This window comes from Veillonella parvula DSM 2008 (assembly GCF_000024945.1).
GTDB lineage: Bacteria > Bacillota > Negativicutes > Veillonellales > Veillonellaceae > Veillonella > Veillonella parvula.
The window spans coordinates 363,417-382,316 of record NC_013520.1; the positions used below are offsets into that span (position 1 = coordinate 363,417).

The window sequence follows — 18,900 nt, forward strand, 5'->3', positions numbered from 1 at the left end:
AAGGTAGAACGAGAGTGATGACACTTTTAACGACGAATATTCATATATTTTATAAGAAATTGGTATTGGCCATAACTTTTATAGGAATCGTATTTATAGGTGCTGGTGTTGCTCAAGCTGCATACATTACACCTCCTTCTACTATTGGTGAGGCCGTAGTCCTTATTGATGCAGATACAAAAGAAATTTTATTTGCAAAGAATCCAGATAAGTGGATGCATCCAGCTAGTACTACGAAAATGGTTACCTTGTTAACTGCTTTAGAACTAAAGGGAACACAGCTTGATGAATTAGCTACGATAAGTAGCTATGCAACGAGCATGGAAGAATCAAACCTAGGGGTTCGCGTAGGCGATCAGATTACATTGGAAGGTGTTCTTGAAGGTATGATGGTTGCTAGTGGCAATGATGCGGCCGTTGTAGTAGCCGAAAATGTAAGCGGTTCTGTAGATAAATTTGCTAAGGATATGACTCGTATTGCTGCAAAAGCGGGTGCAAAGAATAGTGTGTTCTTGAATCCTCATGGATTAACACAAAAGGGTCACCATTCTACGGCTCGTGATTTAGCGATGATTGCAGCGTACGGCATGAAATACCAAATGTTCCGTGACAAGGTTGCTAATGATTATTACAAGGTGCCGTATCAAAACCGTGCACCAGAAACAATTCGTACTACAAACCATTTTATTCGCAATAAATATCCAGGTGCGAATGGCTTGAAAACAGGTTTTACAAACGCAGCAGGAGAATGTTTGATTGCGTCTGCCACACGGAAGGGCCATACTATGATTGTAGTTATGCTTAATGATGATAATCGTTGGGAAGAAGCTGTACAATTCCTTGATTATGGATTTAAACTCCGTGGGGTAATTTAAGGACCTATTGTGTAATGGGGGACATATGAGTTCATTTTTTGCATTTTTAAAACGCATGCGCTTCATCAATCGATGGAGCCTCATGCGAAATACGGAAATAGAAAATATTCAAGAACATAGCCTTGAAGTGGCTATGGTAGCGCACAACTTAGGGGCCATAAAAAATGAATACTTCGGTGGGAATGTAGATATCAATAAGGTAGCTGTCATAGCTATGTATCATGAGGTGAGCGAAATCTTTACAGGAGATATGCCGACACCAATCAAGTATTTTGATCCAAAGTTGCGGGAACTGTATGGTGAGGTTGAAACTTTGGCGCAAGAAAAAATGCTATCAACCTTGCCAGACCGGTTACAATCTGTTTATAAGCCTATACTTGTTGATGCAGAGGCTAGTCCAGAATGGCCTCTCGTTAAGGCTGCCGATATAATTTCAGCCTATATGAAATGCGTCAAAGAGCTCAAGGCAGGGAATGATGAGTTTAAAGAGGCACATGACTCTATCTTAGCTAAGTTGAAAAATCTAAATATGCCTGAGGTAGATATGTTTCTTGAAATATATATCCCTGCTCTTGGTAAGAGTTTGGATGAGTTGAACTATTACGAAATTAAATAATTACTAAAAGAGACGACTTCTTGAGCTGTACCCCAAAAATTGGACACAATTTTGAAGGTATAGTTCATTTGGGCCGTCTCTTTTTGATTCTAAAGATTTGTAGATTATGTTGCTAATGCTTTATCAAATTTTTGTTAGTTTGTTTAATAATAATTATTATAAGCGTATTTGTTAATTATTATCCCTTATTGAATATTATAGTTTACTTTTCCTATCTATAATCTCTTGATTTCTCATTAGTATTTTTTTACCTCGCCACGAGAAGGCTCGATGGCCATATTTTGCTTTGAATTCTTTGTTCGTTAGTGCTTCCAGTTCGTCTATATTGACATACGGTTCTATCTGTTGGAATTCTGGGATGGGCGTAGTTGGAATATTTTTGTTGTGGGGGCATACCTCTTGGCACACATCACAACCAAATACGAGTGGTGTTTTAGCGAGAATATGTTCCTCTTTATCGGTGAGTTCTCCTTTTTTCTGAGTTAAGTAGCTTTTACAAGTGTTGTATTTAAAATCGTCATGACCTAAACATTGACCTAAGCACGCTGTAATACAACGATTGCATCCCATGCAGGACTGCTCAAGGGGGGCGTTTGGCTCGAGCTCTAGTGTTGTTAAAATTGTGCCAATAACGACATAAGAACCCCACTTAGGACTGATAAAACAGTTGTTCTTTCCGTAAAAGCCGAGACCCGCCAAGTAGGCCATGTACCGATCTGCTAAAGGAGAGGTGTCGCAATGAATGGAGAACTGAGCCGAGTCATCAATTATTTGTAATCTTTCAATAAGACGTTCTAAATATTCATTAATGACCAGGTGATAATCTGTTGACCATGTATAGCGCGATAGATTGGCATGGCCTTTGTGTTGTACATGGTACGGGAATAGACAAACGATGGCACTTTTGGGCATAAACCGAGTCGTTCCTAGTAGTCTTGCCTCTACATCTGCCGTAGTAAAGGGGCATGGGTTGCTTTCAAATAAAATAGTTTTGGCCTGTTCAGGTAGTGGCCATGAGGCAATTCCAAATTCATAAATATGTAATTCTTTGCAAATTTCCTGTAAATTTATATCTTTCATCGTAGATTTAGTGGTAAATAATTGGTAAAATAAAAGTATAAGAAATGCGTGGGATTCTATAGATTTTTATTAGGTTTGTAGTTTGGTGACAACTGTATTTTTATAGTTAGCACCGTAATTCTGTTAGTATTAGTATACCATTGAGAGGACAGATTATGTTAGCATTTATGAAAGTATTACAACCGAAGACGGTGGAAGAGGCTTATGAATTAGCCACAAAGAACAAAACTGCTCCTATGCTAGCGGGAGGCTGTTGGCTGCGTCTAGGACGACGTACTTGGCCATCAGTGATTGATATGGCGAGTCTTGATTTGCGTTATGTTCGTGAAGAAGATAAGGAGTTTGTAATTGGCGCTATGGCGACACAAGGAGATGTGGAACGTTTTGAGCCTTTACAACAATTCTGCGGCGGTGCCGTAGTTAAAGGTGTTAAGGAGATTCTTGGCATTCAATTTAGAAATATTGCTACCATGGGCGGTTCTGTAGCAAGTAAATTTGGCTTCTCTGATATCATCCCTGCGCTATTGGCCGTGCATGCAGACATCGTTACCTTTAAAGGTGGGCGTATGTCCATGCAAGACTATATGACATATAGAGAACGTGATATTCTCGTGGAGATTCGCATCCCTAAAGTAGATGTACCTGTAGCTGTTGAAGCTCTTCGCATCTCTCGTGGCGACTTCCCATTATTGACAGGTGCTCTTCGCCATGACGAAAAAGGCGTTGAATTATACATCGGCACAAGACCTGGTACACCTCAATTAGCAGAAAAAGCAAGTGCTTTGCTTTCAGAAAGAGGATTATCTGCCGCAAAAGAGGCAGCTCAATTGGCATCTGAAGAACTGGTTTATCAATCTAACTCTCATGCGTCCAAAGAATATCGTATGGAGATGGTAAAAGCAATGGTTCAACGCTTAGCTAAGGAGGTGGCACAATAATGGAACTCGTACTTAATATTAATAACAAAAATGTAACTGTTAATGTGCCAACTGATGAGATGTTGTTAGATACATTGCGCAATCTTGGCTATTACAGTGTCCGCTGTGGCTGTGACACCACAAACTGTGGCCTTTGCACTGTATGGGTGGATGATGAAATTATTTTGTCTTGTGCTTATCCTACATTTCGTGCGCCAGGCCATAAGATTACTACATTAGAAGGCTTACAAGAGGAAGCTGAATTATTGGCGGCTTGTATCGCAAGTGAAGGCGCAGATCAGTGTGGTTTTTGTACAACCGGCATGATGATGAGTGCTATCAATTTGAAACGCAAAAATCCAAAGGCTAGCGATGATGAAATTCGCGAATACCTTATAGGTAACTTGTGCCGCTGTACTGGTTATGAATCACAACTTCGAGGAGTTCGTAAATTCTTAGAAGGAGGCCTATAATGATGAACAAGCATATTGGTAAATCCTATGACAAAGTTGACTCAAAAGGTATTTTGTCTGGTAAACCGTCTTATACTGGCGATTTTGTTCCCAAAGATGCGCTTGTTATTAAGGTTCTTCGTAGCCCTCATGCTCAAGCGCGCATCAAATCTATTGATACATCTAAAGCTAAATTGATCCCTGGCGTAGAAGCTATTTTTACTTATGAAGATGTGCCTAATACGCGATTTACATTAGCAGGTCAAACATATCCAGAGCCATCCGCTTATGATGCGCTCATCTTGGACCCAGTAGTTCGCTATGTTGGAGACGAAGTAGCTCTCATCGTAGCAAAAGATGAGGCTACAGCGCTTAAAGCAATGCCGCTTATCAAGGTTGAATACGAAGTACAGAAACCTGTACTTGATATGCACACTGCTATCGACCATGAAACTATAGTACATCCTGAGGATGATATTCATAACAATATCCCCGTAGGTCAAGATTACAAACGCAATATTTGCGTATCCTATCACAAACGGGTAGGAGATGTGGAAGCAGAACTCGCTAAATGTGATTACGTGGCAGAAGGTACATACTTTGACCAGGCTACACGCCAAACAACGATGGAACCATTCCAAAGCTTTGGATATATAGATGCGCTAGGTCGTGTAGTTATTGTATCCTCTACGCAAATCGTATTCCATGTACGCCGTCACATCGCTCGTGCACTCGGTATTCCGGCTACAAAAGTCCGTGTAATTAAGCCTCGTATTGGAGGTGGCTTCGGTTCTAAACAAACAGCTTGTACAGAAATTATGACAGCTTTCGTAGCGTGGACATTGAAAAAACCTTGTTATCTTTTATACGATCGTACAGAAGCACAAACTTGCTCCACTACACGTCATGCTCGTGAATGGAAAATTCGTGTAGGTGCTACAAAAGATGGCATTATTAAAGTTATTGATATGGACTCCATCACAGCCGCTGGGGCACATGCAACTCATTGCTTCACTACTACTACGGCTGGTGAACATAAATCTGTGCCTTTGTACAACAAAGCTACTGCTGTTCATTATGGTACAGAGGGGGTGTATACTAACCAAACTCCAGGTGGTGCTTTCCGTGGGTACGGTGCAACAGAAGCTTTGTGGCCATTAGAATGTGCTGTTAACCAATTGGCTGACAAGATGGGGATTGATCCAGCTGAACTACGTCAGAAGAACTTAATAGCGGAAGGTGAACAAAGCTTAGTATATGCTCCAGATGAATATCTTGATTCTGGTCTTTTCCAAGATACTGTAAATCGTGTAAAAGAAATGGCTCGTTGGGATGAACGCCCTCATTCTTGGGACATCGATGAGCGCTATCGCGGTGGACTTGGCATGGCTTTAGCATTACAAGGCTCTGGTGTCGCAAATATCGACGTAGCATCTGTTGAAATCCGACTTGGTGACGATGGCAATTATACATTGTATACTGGGTCTTCTGATATGGGCATGGGGTCTAATACCGTATTGACGCAAATGGCCTGTGAAGTAATAGGTTGTCCTATGGAATATATGACTGTTATTGAATCAGATACAGATATCGTACCATTCGATCCAGGGTCCTACGCATCTAGTACAACCTATGTAACGGGTACTGCTGCTAAGATGGCTGCAGAAGAATTACGCACTAAGATTATTGCTAAATTTGCTCAATTCTTTGAAACCGATGTTGGAAACGTTGACTTTGATGGCGTTGTAGCTACGACAAAAGATGGCTCCAAAACAATGGATATCCATCAACTGGCACCAAAATTATTAGTTGGTGCTAATGCAGAGCAATTGTCTGGTTTCGCTACATGGGGTAGTCATACATCCCCACCTCCATTCATGGCATCTATTGCTGAGATAAAAGTAGATAAACAAACTGGTAAGGTTATTCCTCTTCATTTCTACTCTTGTATCGATTGCGGTACTGTTATCAACCCTAAATTGGCTCGCGTTCAAGTTGAGGGTGGTGTAGTACAAGCTATCGGGATGGCCTTATATGAAGAGGTACGTTACTCTAATAGTGGTCGCTTAGAAACAAGTAACCTTATGACTTATAAAATTCCAACCCGTCAAGATATCGGTGAGTTACATACAGACTTCGTAGAATCTTATGAACCTACAGGCGGCTTTGGTGCTAAATCTATTGGTGAAGTTGTTATCAACACTGGTTGTCCTGCTATCCAACATGCCATTAAAAATGCAGTTGGTGCGGATCTTCGTACATTACCTATGACACCTGAGAAGGTATTTATGGCTATGGACGAGAAATATAAAGTATAGAGATTTCTATCTACTTTTTACTTTCTAAGGAGGCCTGGTTCTATGACATCACAAACATCCTATTGGAATCGATTGATTCAGCCGGGAATCGTTGCTCTTGTTGGGGCAGGCGGTAAAACGACTGTGCTTTCAAAACTAGTAGAATATGGACGGCTGAAAGGTCAGCCCATCGTAGTTACGACTACGACTCGACTCTATGAATCTCAGGTCGCTCATTATGAACCGATTTATACTCGAAATATTAATGAAGCCGATGAGTATTGTACCGACCGTCTTTTACGTGGCTATTGTGGTGCGTGGTTCGCTGGAATTACAGGAACAAAGGTAGACTCCTTAGATTGTGATCTTATCGATGGTTTAGCCAAGTTACATCCAAATTGGCAAATTGTTGTAGAAGCAGATGGAGCGAAGGAAAAATGGCTCAAGGCGCCTAAGACGACTGAGCCTGTCATTCCATCTCTTACAAAGACTACGATTGGTCTCGTAAATCTACAAATGCTAGGGGCCCCATTAGATGATGAGCACGTACATAATATCGAGCTCGTTCAAGATATCGTAAAACGCGATATGGGGGCTATTGTAACTCCGCGTATGTTGGCTGATCTTGTTTTGCATAAACAAGGTTTATTCCAATATAGTAAAGGCAAGAAAATATTGTTCTGTACTGGTTATGAAACAGTGCAACATCGCATTATCGATGATTTTATTGATCATATTGTTGATAGCGATATTACGGCTATCATTTTGGCTGATGGATATAAAGCAAGTTGTGAAATCCGTCGCATTATTCAATGTCGGTAGGTACTCATGACTATTATGAAAGCAAATTGTGATACCGCTTTTATTCCCATGAGAGACCCCATAGACCGTCGTCCTTTGCATATTGGCATTGTCCTCCTTGTGGGAGGGCAATCCAAGCGCATGGGATGTAATAAGCAACTCTTACCATGGCGTGGTAAGACTGTTCTAGATGCGGTCTGTGGGGCTCTTCAATGTGGATGGGGTGGACAGGTAGTTTCAACTATGTCCTGTAAACTACCTTTTGTGGCGGTTACTGGTGATGATCATGAGAAACTAGAATCTATTGTCACAAGCTATGGTTTTGAGGCGATTCGAAATGACCATCCTGAACTGGGGCAAGGAGTATCCATAGCGTTGGGAGTACATCATTTGGTGAATACGGCGCCCATACCGCTAGACGGTATTCTCTGTTCAGTAGGGGATCAACCACTTCTGACGAGTGCTGTTGTACATGAGGTCATTAGTGCATTTAGTGATAACTTTCATCCGAAAACTATCGTTGTTCCACATTATGGGGCGAATTGTCATTCGGGAAATCCCGTTCTCTTTGGTTCCCATTGGTTTGATTTTTTACAACAGATTCAAGGGGATCAAGGCGGTAAGACCATTATTCGTGGTGAGGGTCAAGCCCATGTCGTGAAATTATGGATTAGTGATGATGTTGGCGACGATATTGACACACCCGATGATTTTGAGCGTTTGAAACATCGTGAAAGTGAGGCATTATGAAACCATTGGTACTTATGCGTGGAGGTGGAGACATCGCTTCCGGTGCTGTATATAGATTGAGACGGGCGGGCTATCCCGTTGTAATTAGTGAAATAGCGATTCCTACCATGATTCGCCGCGAAGTATGTTACGGTAATGCGGTTCATCGTGGAGAAATGATTTTGGAACGTTTTGTTGCTCGTCATGTGTCTATTGGTGAAGTGAAGGATACATTGGCACAGGAAATCATTCCCGTTGTCACTAGCTCATATGAGGAATTATTGGACACTTTAAAACCAGAGATTGTAGTCGATGCTATTTTGAGTAAAAAGAATCTTGGAACAAAACGAGATGATGCAGAGCTCGTTATAGGTGTTGGCCCTGGATTTACTGCTGGAGAAGATGTAGATGTGGTCATTGAAACGATGCGTGGCCATTCATTAGGTCGCTGTATCTATGATGGGCCGGCTCAACCTAATACAGGTATCCCTGGAAATGTAGGTGGCTACACTCATGAGCGCGTTATCCATTCTCCAAAGGCTGGACTATTTACAGCAAAACGGCATATTGGGGATTCTGTACAAGCCAATGAGGTGATTGGTTATGTTGATGAAGAACCAGTCCGAGCTAAAATTACAGGCATTCTACGAGGAATTTTAAAAAGTGGGCTCATCGTATCAGATCATTTTAAGTTGGCTGATGTGGATGCTCGTTGTGAAGAGTCTCATTGTTATAGTATTTCAGATAAATCTCTAGCTGTTGGTGGTGGCGTTTTAGAGGCTGTTACCGCTTGGGATTATGAAAGGAATCTAGATGGAAACAATTTATGATGTGATGAAAAATCGTCTACAGGTTACTGAAACTACCGTGATGGTTACAGTTCTATCCGGTCCTCGTCAAGGGGATAAGACTATTTATGCTGAAGATGGAAGTGTTCTATACGGAACTCCTATTGAAGGATTTACTGTAGATAAAGCAAAGCTAAACTCTCTCTGCATGGTAGGCGAAATGGAGTGTTTCGTACAACCTGTAGAAAATGATCCGTCAGTTCTCGTATTAGGCGCAGGTCATGTTAGCCGAGCTATTACTGATTTGCTGTTGTTTATTGGCTGTCGTGTTACAGTTGTAGATGACCGTCCAGAATATGTAGTTCCTGAATTCTTTGATGAACGTGTTACACGTAAGTGCTTACCTTTAGAAAACTTCAAGAATGATTTACCTCTTGATGAATATAATGGCTTTATCATTGTGACGCGTGCTCATGAGTACGATAATATATGTTTAGAACAATTGCGTGGTTACTTGCCTACGTATATGGGTGTTATGGGTAGCCAAAAACGCATTCATCATGCTTTTGAAGTGTTGCGTGAGCAAGGTTGGACCCAAGATGAGTTAGATATGATTTATGCTCCAATTGGTCTAGACCTTGGTGCACAAACACCTGAGGAGATTGCATTATCTATCGTTAGTGAATATTTGGCAGTGGTACGTGGTAAAAAAGGCGGCTCATTGCGGAAAGGTAGAGTGATCCATGAATCGTGAGTTTATTGAATATCTTAGTGAACGTAAAAACGAAACCTTAGCAGTAGCGACTATTTTATATACTCGTGGATCCACACCTCGTAAAGCTGGTACATCTATGGTTGTATTTCCTGATGGATCTATTTTTGGCACTATTGGCGGCGGTCGTGCAGAAAATGAAATCCGCCTAAGTGCTGTGGACTCCTTGAATAAAAAAGAAGCTCACCGTCGTATTGATGTTCTCCTTGATGATGACGTAGCTGTTAAAGAAGGCATGGTCTGTGGTGGCCAAATGGATGTATGGATTGAAACACAAAACATCTAATAAAATCTCATTCAGCGTTTGTTTATAAATTTACAGTACTCTCAAAATGAGTTAAAATATAAGGTACAGTCAAAGAATTGATTGTACCTTATTATTTTGTATAAGGAGCTATTTTTATGCATATTGACGCACTTATACATACCTTTAGGCTTCTTGATATTGTTGATATCATAATCGTTGCCATTGGTATTTACTATTTATATAAATTGCTTAAAGATACGAGGGCCGTTTCTCTTTTAAAAGGTCTCGTCATGTTGGCAATTTTAAATTTATTGAGTCATTTATTAAATCTATACGTTATCAACTGGATTTTGCAACAAAGTATGACCGTTCTTCTCTTTGCGTTACCGGTTGTATTCCAACCAGAATTGCGTCGTGCTCTAGAACAATTGGGGCGTGGACGAATTTTCAGCAAGGCACAAAATGTAAACGAAGAAGAAATGGATATGGCCATTAATGAAGTAATGGCTGCGGCTCGCGTTATGTCTCGTGAACATACGGGGGCACTTATCGTTTTTGAACGTGAAGTAGGTCTCAATGACTTTGTAGATACAGGTATTCTTATCGATGCTGTATTGAGCCGCGAGTTGATTAAAAATATCTTTGTTCCTAGTACACCGCTTCATGATGGGGCCTTGATTATTCGTGATGGGAGAATTCGTGCAGCAGGCTGTTTGTTGCCGTTGACTGAGGACCGCACATTGAGTACTGAACTAGGTACACGTCACCGTGCAGCTATTGGCTTGTCTGAGCAAACTGACGCTGTTGTAATCGTTGTCAGTGAGGAAACAGGGACCATTTCTTATACATATGGCGGTCATATTTATCGCCATTTACCAGAGGATCAAATTAAAGAGGCATTGCGCACCTTTATGGAACGCCCTCGTCAAACCATTACTAGTATGTGGAAATGGAGGGCAAATAAATGATGATTCATTTGAAACGCAATTGGCCTGCTAAATTATTATCCTTGTTAGCAGCTATCGTCATGTGGTTCTTTATTATGCGCGATCAGAATCCTGTGATGGAAGTAACCTACACAATACCTGTACAGGTTCAAAATCTCAATTCTGGCTATATCATAGAAGACGCACCAGATGTGGTCCGTGTTGTTCTGGCTGGTCCACGAGATACCATTATGTCTATGAAATCAGATAATTTACGAGCTTATATTGATGCATCCGGTGTAAAACCAGGTCAAAATAATGTAACTATTAATTTTACTCCTCCGGCAGGAATGAATCTTGTGGAGGTTAAACCAGATACCATCACCATCAATGTTGACGAATATGCAGAGAAAACGATTCCTGTTGAAATAGTTCCAATCGGTAAGTTCTCTGATGATATTGCTTTGAAATCGGTAACGATTGTGCCGAAAGAGGTAACTGTTTCTGGTCGTAAGCAACAAGTTAATGCAGTGAGCAAGGTTGTCATGAAAGTCAATGTGGCTGGTCAAACGAAGAACTTTAGCGCTGTTAGTACCTTAGAAGCTTGGGATACGGCAGGTAATGTACTGGATGTACATATTAATCCAAACCAAGGTCAAGCACAATATGAACTTAACTTATTACGTAAAGAAAAGGCAGTTCCTATTACTGTTCCGACTGTTGGTACAGTAGCAGAAGGTTATGAAGTTAAATCTACGTCTGCTACACCAACGCAACTAACGGTTACCGGTCGTGAAGAAATGATTGATTCCGTTACAGAAATACAAACAGAACCTATCGATGTATCGGGTGCTACCGAAACTGTACAGGGAAACTATAATTTAGTGTTACCAAATGGTGTTAATAGCAATACCACAACGGTACGGGTGAAAGTAGAAATACAAAAGAAAGTACTTAATGGATGATAAGTTTTTTATGAGGCTTTGAAATCTTGCGATGAAGACCCTAATAGAGTGAATATTTCTCTATTAGGGCCTTTTTATGATTTATATATTAGCTTTTATAGTAGTGTTGTATAATAAAGATGTATAACTATTTTCTTACAGATCAAGTGGTAAAGAATTTTGGTCAAAGATTAAAGAAGTAGGCTCGCCTAAAAGGGAGGCTTTAATAGGAAAGATATGATTAGAATAATAAATCTCCGCGTAGCTGTTACGGTTAAGTCGGATATCAAAAGTATTGTAGAAAAGAAATATCCCCCGTTACGTGGCGCTATCGAAACGATTCATGTTGTTCGACGTGCCGTAGATGCTCGTAAGAAGCCAAACATTGTTTTTGTATATACTCTATTCATTGAGGTTCATAATGAAGCTCAAGTCATGAAAAAGCTTGGTAAAGAAAAGGATGTATCTGTATTTGCTGCAGAAGATCCAGAACCTATTGTTTTTGGGTCCGTACCATTAGCTCATCGTCCTGTTGTTATGGGCTTTGGCCCTGCGGGGATGCTTGCAGCCTTTTACTTAGCTCGTGAAGGCTATCGCCCTATCGTACTTGAACGCGGTCAAGATGTAGATACACGTAGTCATGATGTAGAAACATTTTGGAAGGAAGGCGTATTTAAACCTGAATCCAACGTACAATTTGGGGAAGGTGGCGCAGGAACTTTTTCCGATGGTAAGTTGACAACTCGCATTACCCATCCGCGTTTGCATGAGATATCTAAATACTTTGTTGAGTTTGGTGCGCCTGAAGAAATATTATATAAACATAAACCTCACGTAGGTACAGATAAATTGCGTACTATGGTAAAAGCCATGCGTGAGCGCATCATCGAATGGGGTGGTGAAGTCCGTTTTGGTTCTAAGGTAACGGATTTGTTTATTGAAAATGACCGTATCGTAGGCGTTGAAGTTAATGGTAGTGAGCGTATTGATACGACTGTTGTTTTGTCTGGTGTAGGCCATAGTGCACGTGACACATACGAAATGCTTTATAAACGCAATGTGGAAATGACGGCAAAACCATTTGCTATCGGGGTTCGTATTGAGCATGATCAGACTATAATTGATGAGTCTCAATATGGTGTAGAACCATCTAGCTTGGGTCTCGGCGCAGCAGAATATTCTCTCGTATACCACGATAAAGAATCGGGCCGTACTGCATATAGCTTCTGTATGTGTCCAGGTGGTCAAGTAGTAGCATCTGCCTCTGAAGAGGGTGGTGTTGTCGTAAATGGCATGAGTTTATACGCTCGGGATAGCGGTGTTGCTAATAGTGCTATTGTAGTCAACGTAGGTCCAGATGACTTTGGTACTCATCCATTGGATGGCGTCGCATTCCAACGAGAATGGGAACGCAAAGCCTATGAGTTGGGCGGTTCCAACTTCCATGCACCTGCACAAACAGTAGGGCAGTTTTTAGGGCTTTCACAAGCACCTAGCGTACAAAATAGTATATATAGCTATGAGCCAGGTGTCGTAAATTGTGATTTACATGATTGCTTGCCATCATTCGTCACATCTGTATTAGAGCGGGCCTTGCCATACTGGGGCCGTCGTATCCGTGGATTCGATGATCCTGCGGTGTGTATGACAGGCGTTGAAACGCGTACCTCTGCACCACTCCGTATGGGACGCAATGAAGAACGCATTTCTCCTACTGTAGGAGGTTTCTATCCTATGGGGGAGGGGGCTGGCTATGCAGGGGGAATTATGAGTGCTGCCCTTGATGGTGCGGAAACGGCCATTTTATGTATGGCAAAATACGCAAAACCTAATTAGTGGGGAATTATACTGATGAATTGAATTACAGTATAGATTCATACTATTTATGTAATATAGATGTGACTTTATAGTAGGTATGCTTTCTATATTATGATATAATACACAACAGTAATTATTGAAATGATACACACGGTAGATATATAGACTTGTGAAACTTTCACAAATCCTTAGAGGAGGATAATTATGGCTCGTTTATTTGGTACAGATGGTGTACGTGGTGTTGTTAATGAGTTTTTAACGCCAGAATTAGCCTATCATTTAGGTCGTGCGGCAGGAACGCATTTTGGTAAGGAAAAGGAACATCCTACGTTCTTGATTGGTCGCGATACGCGAATTTCTGGTTCTATGCTTGAAAGTGCATTAGCAGCGGGCATTTGTTCTGTTGGCGGTAATGTAGTGATTGCAGGCGTTATCCCAACGCCAGCAGTAGCGTACCTTGTACGTCAACAAGGGTTTGATGCGGGTGCTGTTATTTCTGCATCTCACAATCCATATCCAGATAATGGCATTAAATTCTTTGATAGCAATGGCTATAAATTACCTGATGAAGTGGAAGATGAATTGGAAAAATATGTTCGTCAAAGTGCAGATAATGAATTAGCACGTCCTACAGGGAATGGTATAGGTAAAATTGAGTTTAATAGTAACTTGGCTCATTTATATGCTCACTTTGTACGTCACACAATCGATACGTCCCTTGAAGGGTTGACTATCGTTTATGATGGTGCCAATGGCGCCGCGTCTAGTGTAGGTCCAGAAATTTTGTCTGGACTAGGGGCTAAAGTCATCAATATTAATGTGAATCCAGATGGCTTAAACATCAATCATCACTGTGGTTCTACGTATATCGAAGGATTGCAAGTAGCTGTGCAACAACATAATGCAGACCTTGGTATTGCTAATGATGGCGATGCTGACCGCTGTTTATTGGTTGATGAAAAAGGTCAAGTTCTCGATGGCGATCAAATTATGTTATTATGCGCTCTTAAGTTGAAAGAAGAAGGCAAACTTAAAGGTGATACCATAGTTGGTACCGTTATGAGTAATATCGGATTCCATAAAGCAGCAGAAGAACTTGGTATGAAAACGGTTTCCACTGCTGTTGGTGATCGGTATGTATTGGAATACATGCGTGAACATAATCTTTCCATTGGTGGTGAACAATCTGGTCACGTAATCTTCTTAGATCACAACACCACTGGTGACGGTATGTTAACAGCTGTTCAAGTGGCGGCTCTTATGAAGGAGAAAAAGCAACCTCTTTCTGAGTTGGCCGGCATTATGACAAAATACCCACAAGTTCTTGTAAATGTTCGGGTCGCTACAAAAACTGGCTGGGAAGACAATGATCTTATCAAAGCTGCTATCGTAACAGCTGAAGGAGAGCTCGGTGACGAAGGTCGCGTACTTGTACGTGCCTCTGGTACAGAACCACTTATTCGCGTTATGGCAGAAGGTCCAGACCAAGAAACATTACAATCATTATGTGAAGAAATCGCTGATATTATCGGTAGAGAACAAGGGTTAGCTGAATAACTCTTGATGAGTAGTTTGATACCATTCCGTTTGGTTCCATTCTACAACTTTTATATTAAAGGTATACCCTCCTATATATGTCCCTTTGCTCCGTCCTACGTAAAGTCGCTGCAGGAACATATATAGGAGGTTTAGAGATGAGTGATATTTAAAATTGAATAATCATAATGAATAATCTTTTTATTTTGGTTTATTCTAAGCTTAGAGGGTGATATTATGAAAACAATAGGCTTAATTGGGGGAATGAGCTGGGAAAGTACGATTACGTATTACCAAGTTTTGAATGAAACTATTAAGCAAGTTTTGGGCGGCTTACATTCGGCAAAATGTATTTTATATAGCGTTGATTTTGAAGAAATAGAAAAGTGCCAGGCAAATGGCGATTGGGATAGAAGTGCTGAAATTTTATCCGATGCGGCTCAATCTCTTGAAAAGGCTGGTGCTGATTATATTGTTATATGCACGAATACAATGCATAAAGTAGCGGATAAAATAGAAAGACATATTCACATACCTCTTCTTCATATTGCGGAAATGACTGCAGTAGAGTTAGAAAAATCAGGTATTACAAAGGTAGGTCTACTCGGTACCAAGTACACGATGCAACAAGATTTTTATAAATGTATCTTGGAAAATCGGGGGATTCATGTTGTTATCCCTAACGAAGATCAAGTTGAACTTGTGAATAGTATTATATACAATGAATTGTGTTTAGGTGTTATTTCTAATGAATCTAAACAACAATACTTAGATATTATTGGTGATTTGGTAAAATCTGGTGTACAAGGTGTTATTTTAGGCTGTACTGAAATCGGACTACTTATTAAACAGGATGATACAGATATACCGTTATTTGATACTACATTGATACATGCAAAAAATGCGGCGTTGATTTCTATTGGTAGAGCATAATATAGTTAGCTTTTATTTTTGTTTAAATAACATAACCCTCTATTAGATATTTTTATTCATTTTTAGAATATCTAATAGAGGGTTGTTTTTATGCAATTAGAACTAGCTAGAGACTAAAGGAAATCTTTTAGCATGGTTTGAATTTATATGAGAGGAGTTACTATAGGCACGTATATAGGAAGTAATTTGTGTTATCATAGCCATATAGTCTGAAATATATTCGATAGAAAAGGTGTAATATGAAGCTTGCTATAAAAGAGTATTGGGAAAATCTTAAAGTAGAATATGAAACTACTTATAAGGTATCTATATGTAGTAATTATAATGTATTAAAGGAATATGCAGAGCGTTTTAGAACTTACTTGCATGGTTTGATGCATGAGCAACCGCATGATGTGGATGTGGTATGTGCTTTAGCAACTGTTGAACAGGTGTTGAGGCATGAAGAAAATTCAATACAACTATTGGAAGAGTTCCTTAGAAAATACAAAGAAGAATTGAGTGATACTGAAAAAGCAAGAGTTTACACTAATTTGGCTTTTTATTATAACGATGAGGGGAGTATAAAAGAATATGAGTATCTATCTGCAGCGGTAAAGCTAAACTCTCCATATATAGAGACCTACCGAGGGCTGGCTTTATATCATTTTACATCTTATGCAGAAAAGGGCTCAGTAGAGGAATTGGAGAGAAGCTTACTGACTTATGAAAAGGGACGAAACATATCAGATAATTATGAAATGAACTTTGGCTATGCGGTATGTTTATTTGAACTCAAAGAATATGAAAAAGCAAAGACCATTTTTGTGCAGTTACTTGAAAACTGTCCAAATAGAATGCGATTACTTCTTTGTATAGCTTATTGTGATGTGTATTTAGGAAATAAAATCCAATCCCTTGATTATTTGAAGAAAATTAAGATTGGTGGAGATCCTGCATATCAGCGAGATGATGAAATTTGGGAGTTTGATATCTTTAATGCCTATTATGTATTAGATGAGTACAAATTATTCTTAGAAGAATGTGAAAAGGCTAAAAGCTCTTGTGACCTAAATTACGGCCCTTATTATTTTGGCCTTTGGACTATGAATCAATATGACCAATTCCATCTAGAAGTGGACAAACAACGAACAAAAATACTAGCATGTATTGAAGATGTAAAAATAGATGATGACTTTGCGAGTGAAGAAGAGAGGCAAGAGCATCTCCAATGTTGGGAAGATGATTTAGAAAGCCTAAATATATTAGAGTATAAGATTAAATATGAAAACTACAAGCCTACGGTGAAATTAAAATTGTGGCCAATATATGGCTGTTATTTAATAGATTAGCTATCTCATGATTTTTAATCTGCTTATTGGTAGATTTATATAAAGATGATTTATATATTTAAATTGATATACAAGTAAGTTTAACAAATTAAAAGCACTACTTTGAATTGCAATTATTCAGAGTAGTGCTTTTGATATTATTTATCAGCCACAACAAGTTTATATCCATTCAATTGAATGTTACTGCCGGTTGTGTCTTCGTTGCTCAAGGATTTTACATAGCTGTCGCCAGTGAGTATCCAATTGGAGTCTTTGCTGAGTTTCACTGTTACTTCTTTAGCCGTATTGTCTGTGTTTACAGCACCTACAAGGCTAGATCCATTTATCATGTCAAGAGCGATGGTACTGATTGAATCGGCCATAATATTACCACTTAGTTCTTGATTAGATGTGCGGAGTGTGAGGTGACCGCCGTTCTCACCAGTTTTTCCCCAACGGGAGTCAGCAGCTGCTTTCACTAGGGTAGATGTGTTCGGCATAGAGATTGCATTGTTAGAAAGGTCTACTTCAGCAGTGGTGTTGTTTACATAGAGAAACGCACCTGTAGCGTGAGTTGTGAGTGTGTTATTCTCTGCTTTCAGACGAGCAATACCGCTTTCAGCATCACCAGAGAAGCTTTGATATAGCATAAAACCATTGTCTTTGTAGCCAGTTACATTGGAGTTTGTAAGGGTTATGGAGTTTTTACCTTCTACGACGCCAATTTCACTGTTATTCGCTATGCCGTTGACATTGTTTACCATAATATTACCCGTGGAGTAGATAACAGGACTGCCTTCGCCAGATGTGGTGAGTTTTGCTGCTTCTGCGGTGATAGTGCCTTCTCCGCGATCTGTAGCAAGTGTAGCGGAGTGAGCCCCTTCAGTGGTGATAGTTAGATTTTTGCCATTTACAGTACCTTTGTAAGTAGCATCTAAACCACGAGAGGAATCGCTTTTTGTGTGAATATTAGTATTTTCTACGTTGATAACCGAGTTTTCACCAGTGGCAAAGACTGCATTAGAACCTTTAGAGTTAGATGTAATATTGCTACCCTTGATGTTGATTTGACTGCCGTCAATGCTGAGGACTACTGCATTTTGACCACGAAAATTGCTGTTATCATCGCTTGTAGTGTTACCCGTTTTATCAAATACGCTATTTTCGATGTTTACGACTGCTTTATTTTTACCGATGAAAGCATTCTGATCGGCTGTTGTATTTGTCATCGACTCATGAGCAATAGATTTGTTTTCTGTAATGATAGTTGTGCCTTTGAAAGTATTAGGATCTGCATCAGCTTGTGGTGCCATACTATTAGGACCACCGTTTGGAGATGTGCTTCCTTGTGCGGATGGTACTGTTTTGGTTTGCTCTGTTGTGGTTACAACTGCGATGTTAGTGTTAGGCTGAGTTTCTGCTGCTAAGGTTGGAATGATAGCTAACGTTGATAGGGCAGCACCAAGGACTGCAGGTAATACCCAACGGCGTAACTTTCTATAGGACAAACTATTTTTTCTATTTTTATGTTTCTTTTTAATCGTTGTTTTATTCATGATTAATATCTCCCAAATTATATACATACATTTTGAAAATACAACAAAATCTAATTGTGTAAAATTTAGAATGATAGAAGTATAATTTCTTACAATGAAAAGGACGTGAAGCATAGAAACAATCTTTTTTATTCCTTTTGAATTATCTGAGGTGGTTTACTTTTTATCGATTTTTTTAGTATAATATACCTCAGTACATATTTTATTTTGTACTGATTCTGCCATATATCACAGAAAGGAATTCCGAATTCGTAAAGGCGAATAGCGCAAGTACCCACGAAGGCAGTCGTTAGGGTAGACGAG

At 39.8% G+C, this 18,900-nt stretch carries 18 protein-coding genes; 16 read left to right on the plus strand and 2 right to left on the minus strand.

Translation table 11 applies throughout. From position 1 onward, the window contains the following. Positions 1-17: 17 nt before the first annotated feature. Both VPAR_RS01400 and yfbR read left to right on the plus strand, forming a co-directional pair. Positions 18-875: a D-alanyl-D-alanine carboxypeptidase family protein gene (locus tag VPAR_RS01400; RefSeq protein ID WP_012863856.1), complete on the plus strand. Its 858-nt coding sequence runs from the start codon at positions 18-20 to the stop codon at positions 873-875. Between the two features lie 25 nt (positions 876-900). Continuing rightward, positions 901-1,491 (plus strand): 5'-deoxynucleotidase, encoded by a 591-nt coding sequence (gene yfbR, locus VPAR_RS01405; protein WP_042466674.1) that lies wholly within the window; start codon positions 901-903, stop codon positions 1,489-1,491. A gap of 195 nt (positions 1,492-1,686) precedes the next feature. On the opposite strand, the gene VPAR_RS01410 is transcribed toward yfbR, so the two are convergent. Beyond that, the gene (locus tag VPAR_RS01410) at positions 1,687-2,571 is read right to left on the minus strand and encodes an epoxyqueuosine reductase (RefSeq protein WP_012863858.1); all 885 of its coding nucleotides are present in this window, start codon (positions 2,569-2,571) and stop codon (positions 1,687-1,689) included. Positions 2,572-2,726: 155 nt separating this feature from the next. Between VPAR_RS01410 and VPAR_RS01415 the strand changes: the two genes are divergently transcribed. The 14 genes from VPAR_RS01415 to VPAR_RS01480 all read left to right on the plus strand — a co-directional run bounded on the left by VPAR_RS01415 (position 2,727) and on the right by VPAR_RS01480 (position 17,062). After that, positions 2,727-3,509, plus strand: coding sequence for an FAD binding domain-containing protein (locus VPAR_RS01415; RefSeq protein ID WP_012863859.1), 783 nt, complete (start codon positions 2,727-2,729; stop codon positions 3,507-3,509). Then, on the plus strand, positions 3,509-3,961 hold the full coding sequence (locus VPAR_RS01420; protein ID WP_004693892.1) for a (2Fe-2S)-binding protein: 453 nt from the start codon (positions 3,509-3,511) through the stop codon (positions 3,959-3,961). Before VPAR_RS01415 ends, VPAR_RS01420 begins: the two co-directional genes overlap by 1 nt. Next, positions 3,961-6,258, plus strand: coding sequence for a xanthine dehydrogenase family protein molybdopterin-binding subunit (locus VPAR_RS01425; RefSeq protein WP_012863860.1), 2,298 nt, complete (start codon positions 3,961-3,963; stop codon positions 6,256-6,258). The genes VPAR_RS01420 and VPAR_RS01425 overlap by 1 nt, the downstream gene beginning before the upstream one ends. Before the next feature lie 42 nt (positions 6,259-6,300). Then, complete coding sequence (gene yqeC, locus VPAR_RS01430) at positions 6,301-7,059, plus strand: selenium cofactor biosynthesis protein YqeC (protein WP_012863861.1); 759 nt, start codon at positions 6,301-6,303, stop codon at positions 7,057-7,059. A 6-nt stretch (positions 7,060-7,065) separates the two neighbouring features. Further along, positions 7,066-7,788 (plus strand): nucleotidyltransferase family protein, encoded by a 723-nt coding sequence (locus VPAR_RS01435; RefSeq protein ID WP_012863862.1) that lies wholly within the window; start codon positions 7,066-7,068, stop codon positions 7,786-7,788. After that, complete coding sequence (gene yqeB, locus VPAR_RS01440) at positions 7,785-8,597, plus strand: selenium-dependent molybdenum cofactor biosynthesis protein YqeB (RefSeq protein WP_012863863.1); 813 nt, start codon at positions 7,785-7,787, stop codon at positions 8,595-8,597. The genes VPAR_RS01435 and yqeB overlap by 4 nt, the downstream gene beginning before the upstream one ends. Beyond that, the gene (locus VPAR_RS01445) at positions 8,581-9,309 is read left to right on the plus strand and encodes an XdhC family protein (protein ID WP_012863864.1); all 729 of its coding nucleotides are present in this window, start codon (positions 8,581-8,583) and stop codon (positions 9,307-9,309) included. Before yqeB ends, VPAR_RS01445 begins: the two co-directional genes overlap by 17 nt. Then, positions 9,299-9,613: an XdhC family protein gene (locus tag VPAR_RS01450; RefSeq protein WP_012863865.1), complete on the plus strand. Its 315-nt coding sequence runs from the start codon at positions 9,299-9,301 to the stop codon at positions 9,611-9,613. Before VPAR_RS01445 ends, VPAR_RS01450 begins: the two co-directional genes overlap by 11 nt. 116 nt (positions 9,614-9,729) lie before the next feature. After that, on the plus strand, positions 9,730-10,542 hold the full coding sequence (gene cdaA / locus VPAR_RS01455; RefSeq protein WP_012863866.1) for a diadenylate cyclase CdaA: 813 nt from the start codon (positions 9,730-9,732) through the stop codon (positions 10,540-10,542). Beyond that, positions 10,539-11,465, plus strand: a complete 927-nt coding sequence (locus tag VPAR_RS01460; protein WP_012863867.1) for a CdaR family protein — start codon at positions 10,539-10,541, stop codon at positions 11,463-11,465. The genes cdaA and VPAR_RS01460 overlap by 4 nt, the downstream gene beginning before the upstream one ends. A gap of 216 nt (positions 11,466-11,681) precedes the next feature. Then, on the plus strand, positions 11,682-13,280 hold the full coding sequence (locus tag VPAR_RS01465) for an NAD(P)/FAD-dependent oxidoreductase (RefSeq protein WP_012863868.1): 1,599 nt from the start codon (positions 11,682-11,684) through the stop codon (positions 13,278-13,280). A 186-nt stretch (positions 13,281-13,466) separates the two neighbouring features. Beyond that, positions 13,467-14,819 carry a phosphoglucosamine mutase gene (gene glmM / locus VPAR_RS01470; protein WP_012863869.1) on the plus strand — a complete coding sequence of 451 codons (1,353 nt, stop codon included), beginning with the start codon at positions 13,467-13,469 and terminating at the stop codon, positions 14,817-14,819. Positions 14,820-15,035: 216 nt separating this feature from the next. Further along, a complete protein-coding gene (locus VPAR_RS01475) occupies positions 15,036-15,731 on the plus strand; it encodes an aspartate/glutamate racemase family protein (RefSeq protein WP_012863870.1) in 696 nt (231 codons plus the stop codon). Between the two features lie 239 nt (positions 15,732-15,970). Then, a complete protein-coding gene (locus VPAR_RS01480; protein ID WP_012863871.1) occupies positions 15,971-17,062 on the plus strand; it encodes a tetratricopeptide repeat protein in 1,092 nt (363 codons plus the stop codon). A gap of 137 nt (positions 17,063-17,199) precedes the next feature. On the opposite strand, the gene VPAR_RS01485 is transcribed toward VPAR_RS01480, so the two are convergent. Continuing rightward, positions 17,200-18,597: a hypothetical protein gene (locus VPAR_RS01485; RefSeq protein ID WP_012863872.1), complete on the minus strand. Its 1,398-nt coding sequence runs from the start codon at positions 18,595-18,597 to the stop codon at positions 17,200-17,202. Positions 18,598-18,900: the final 303 nt, after the last annotated feature.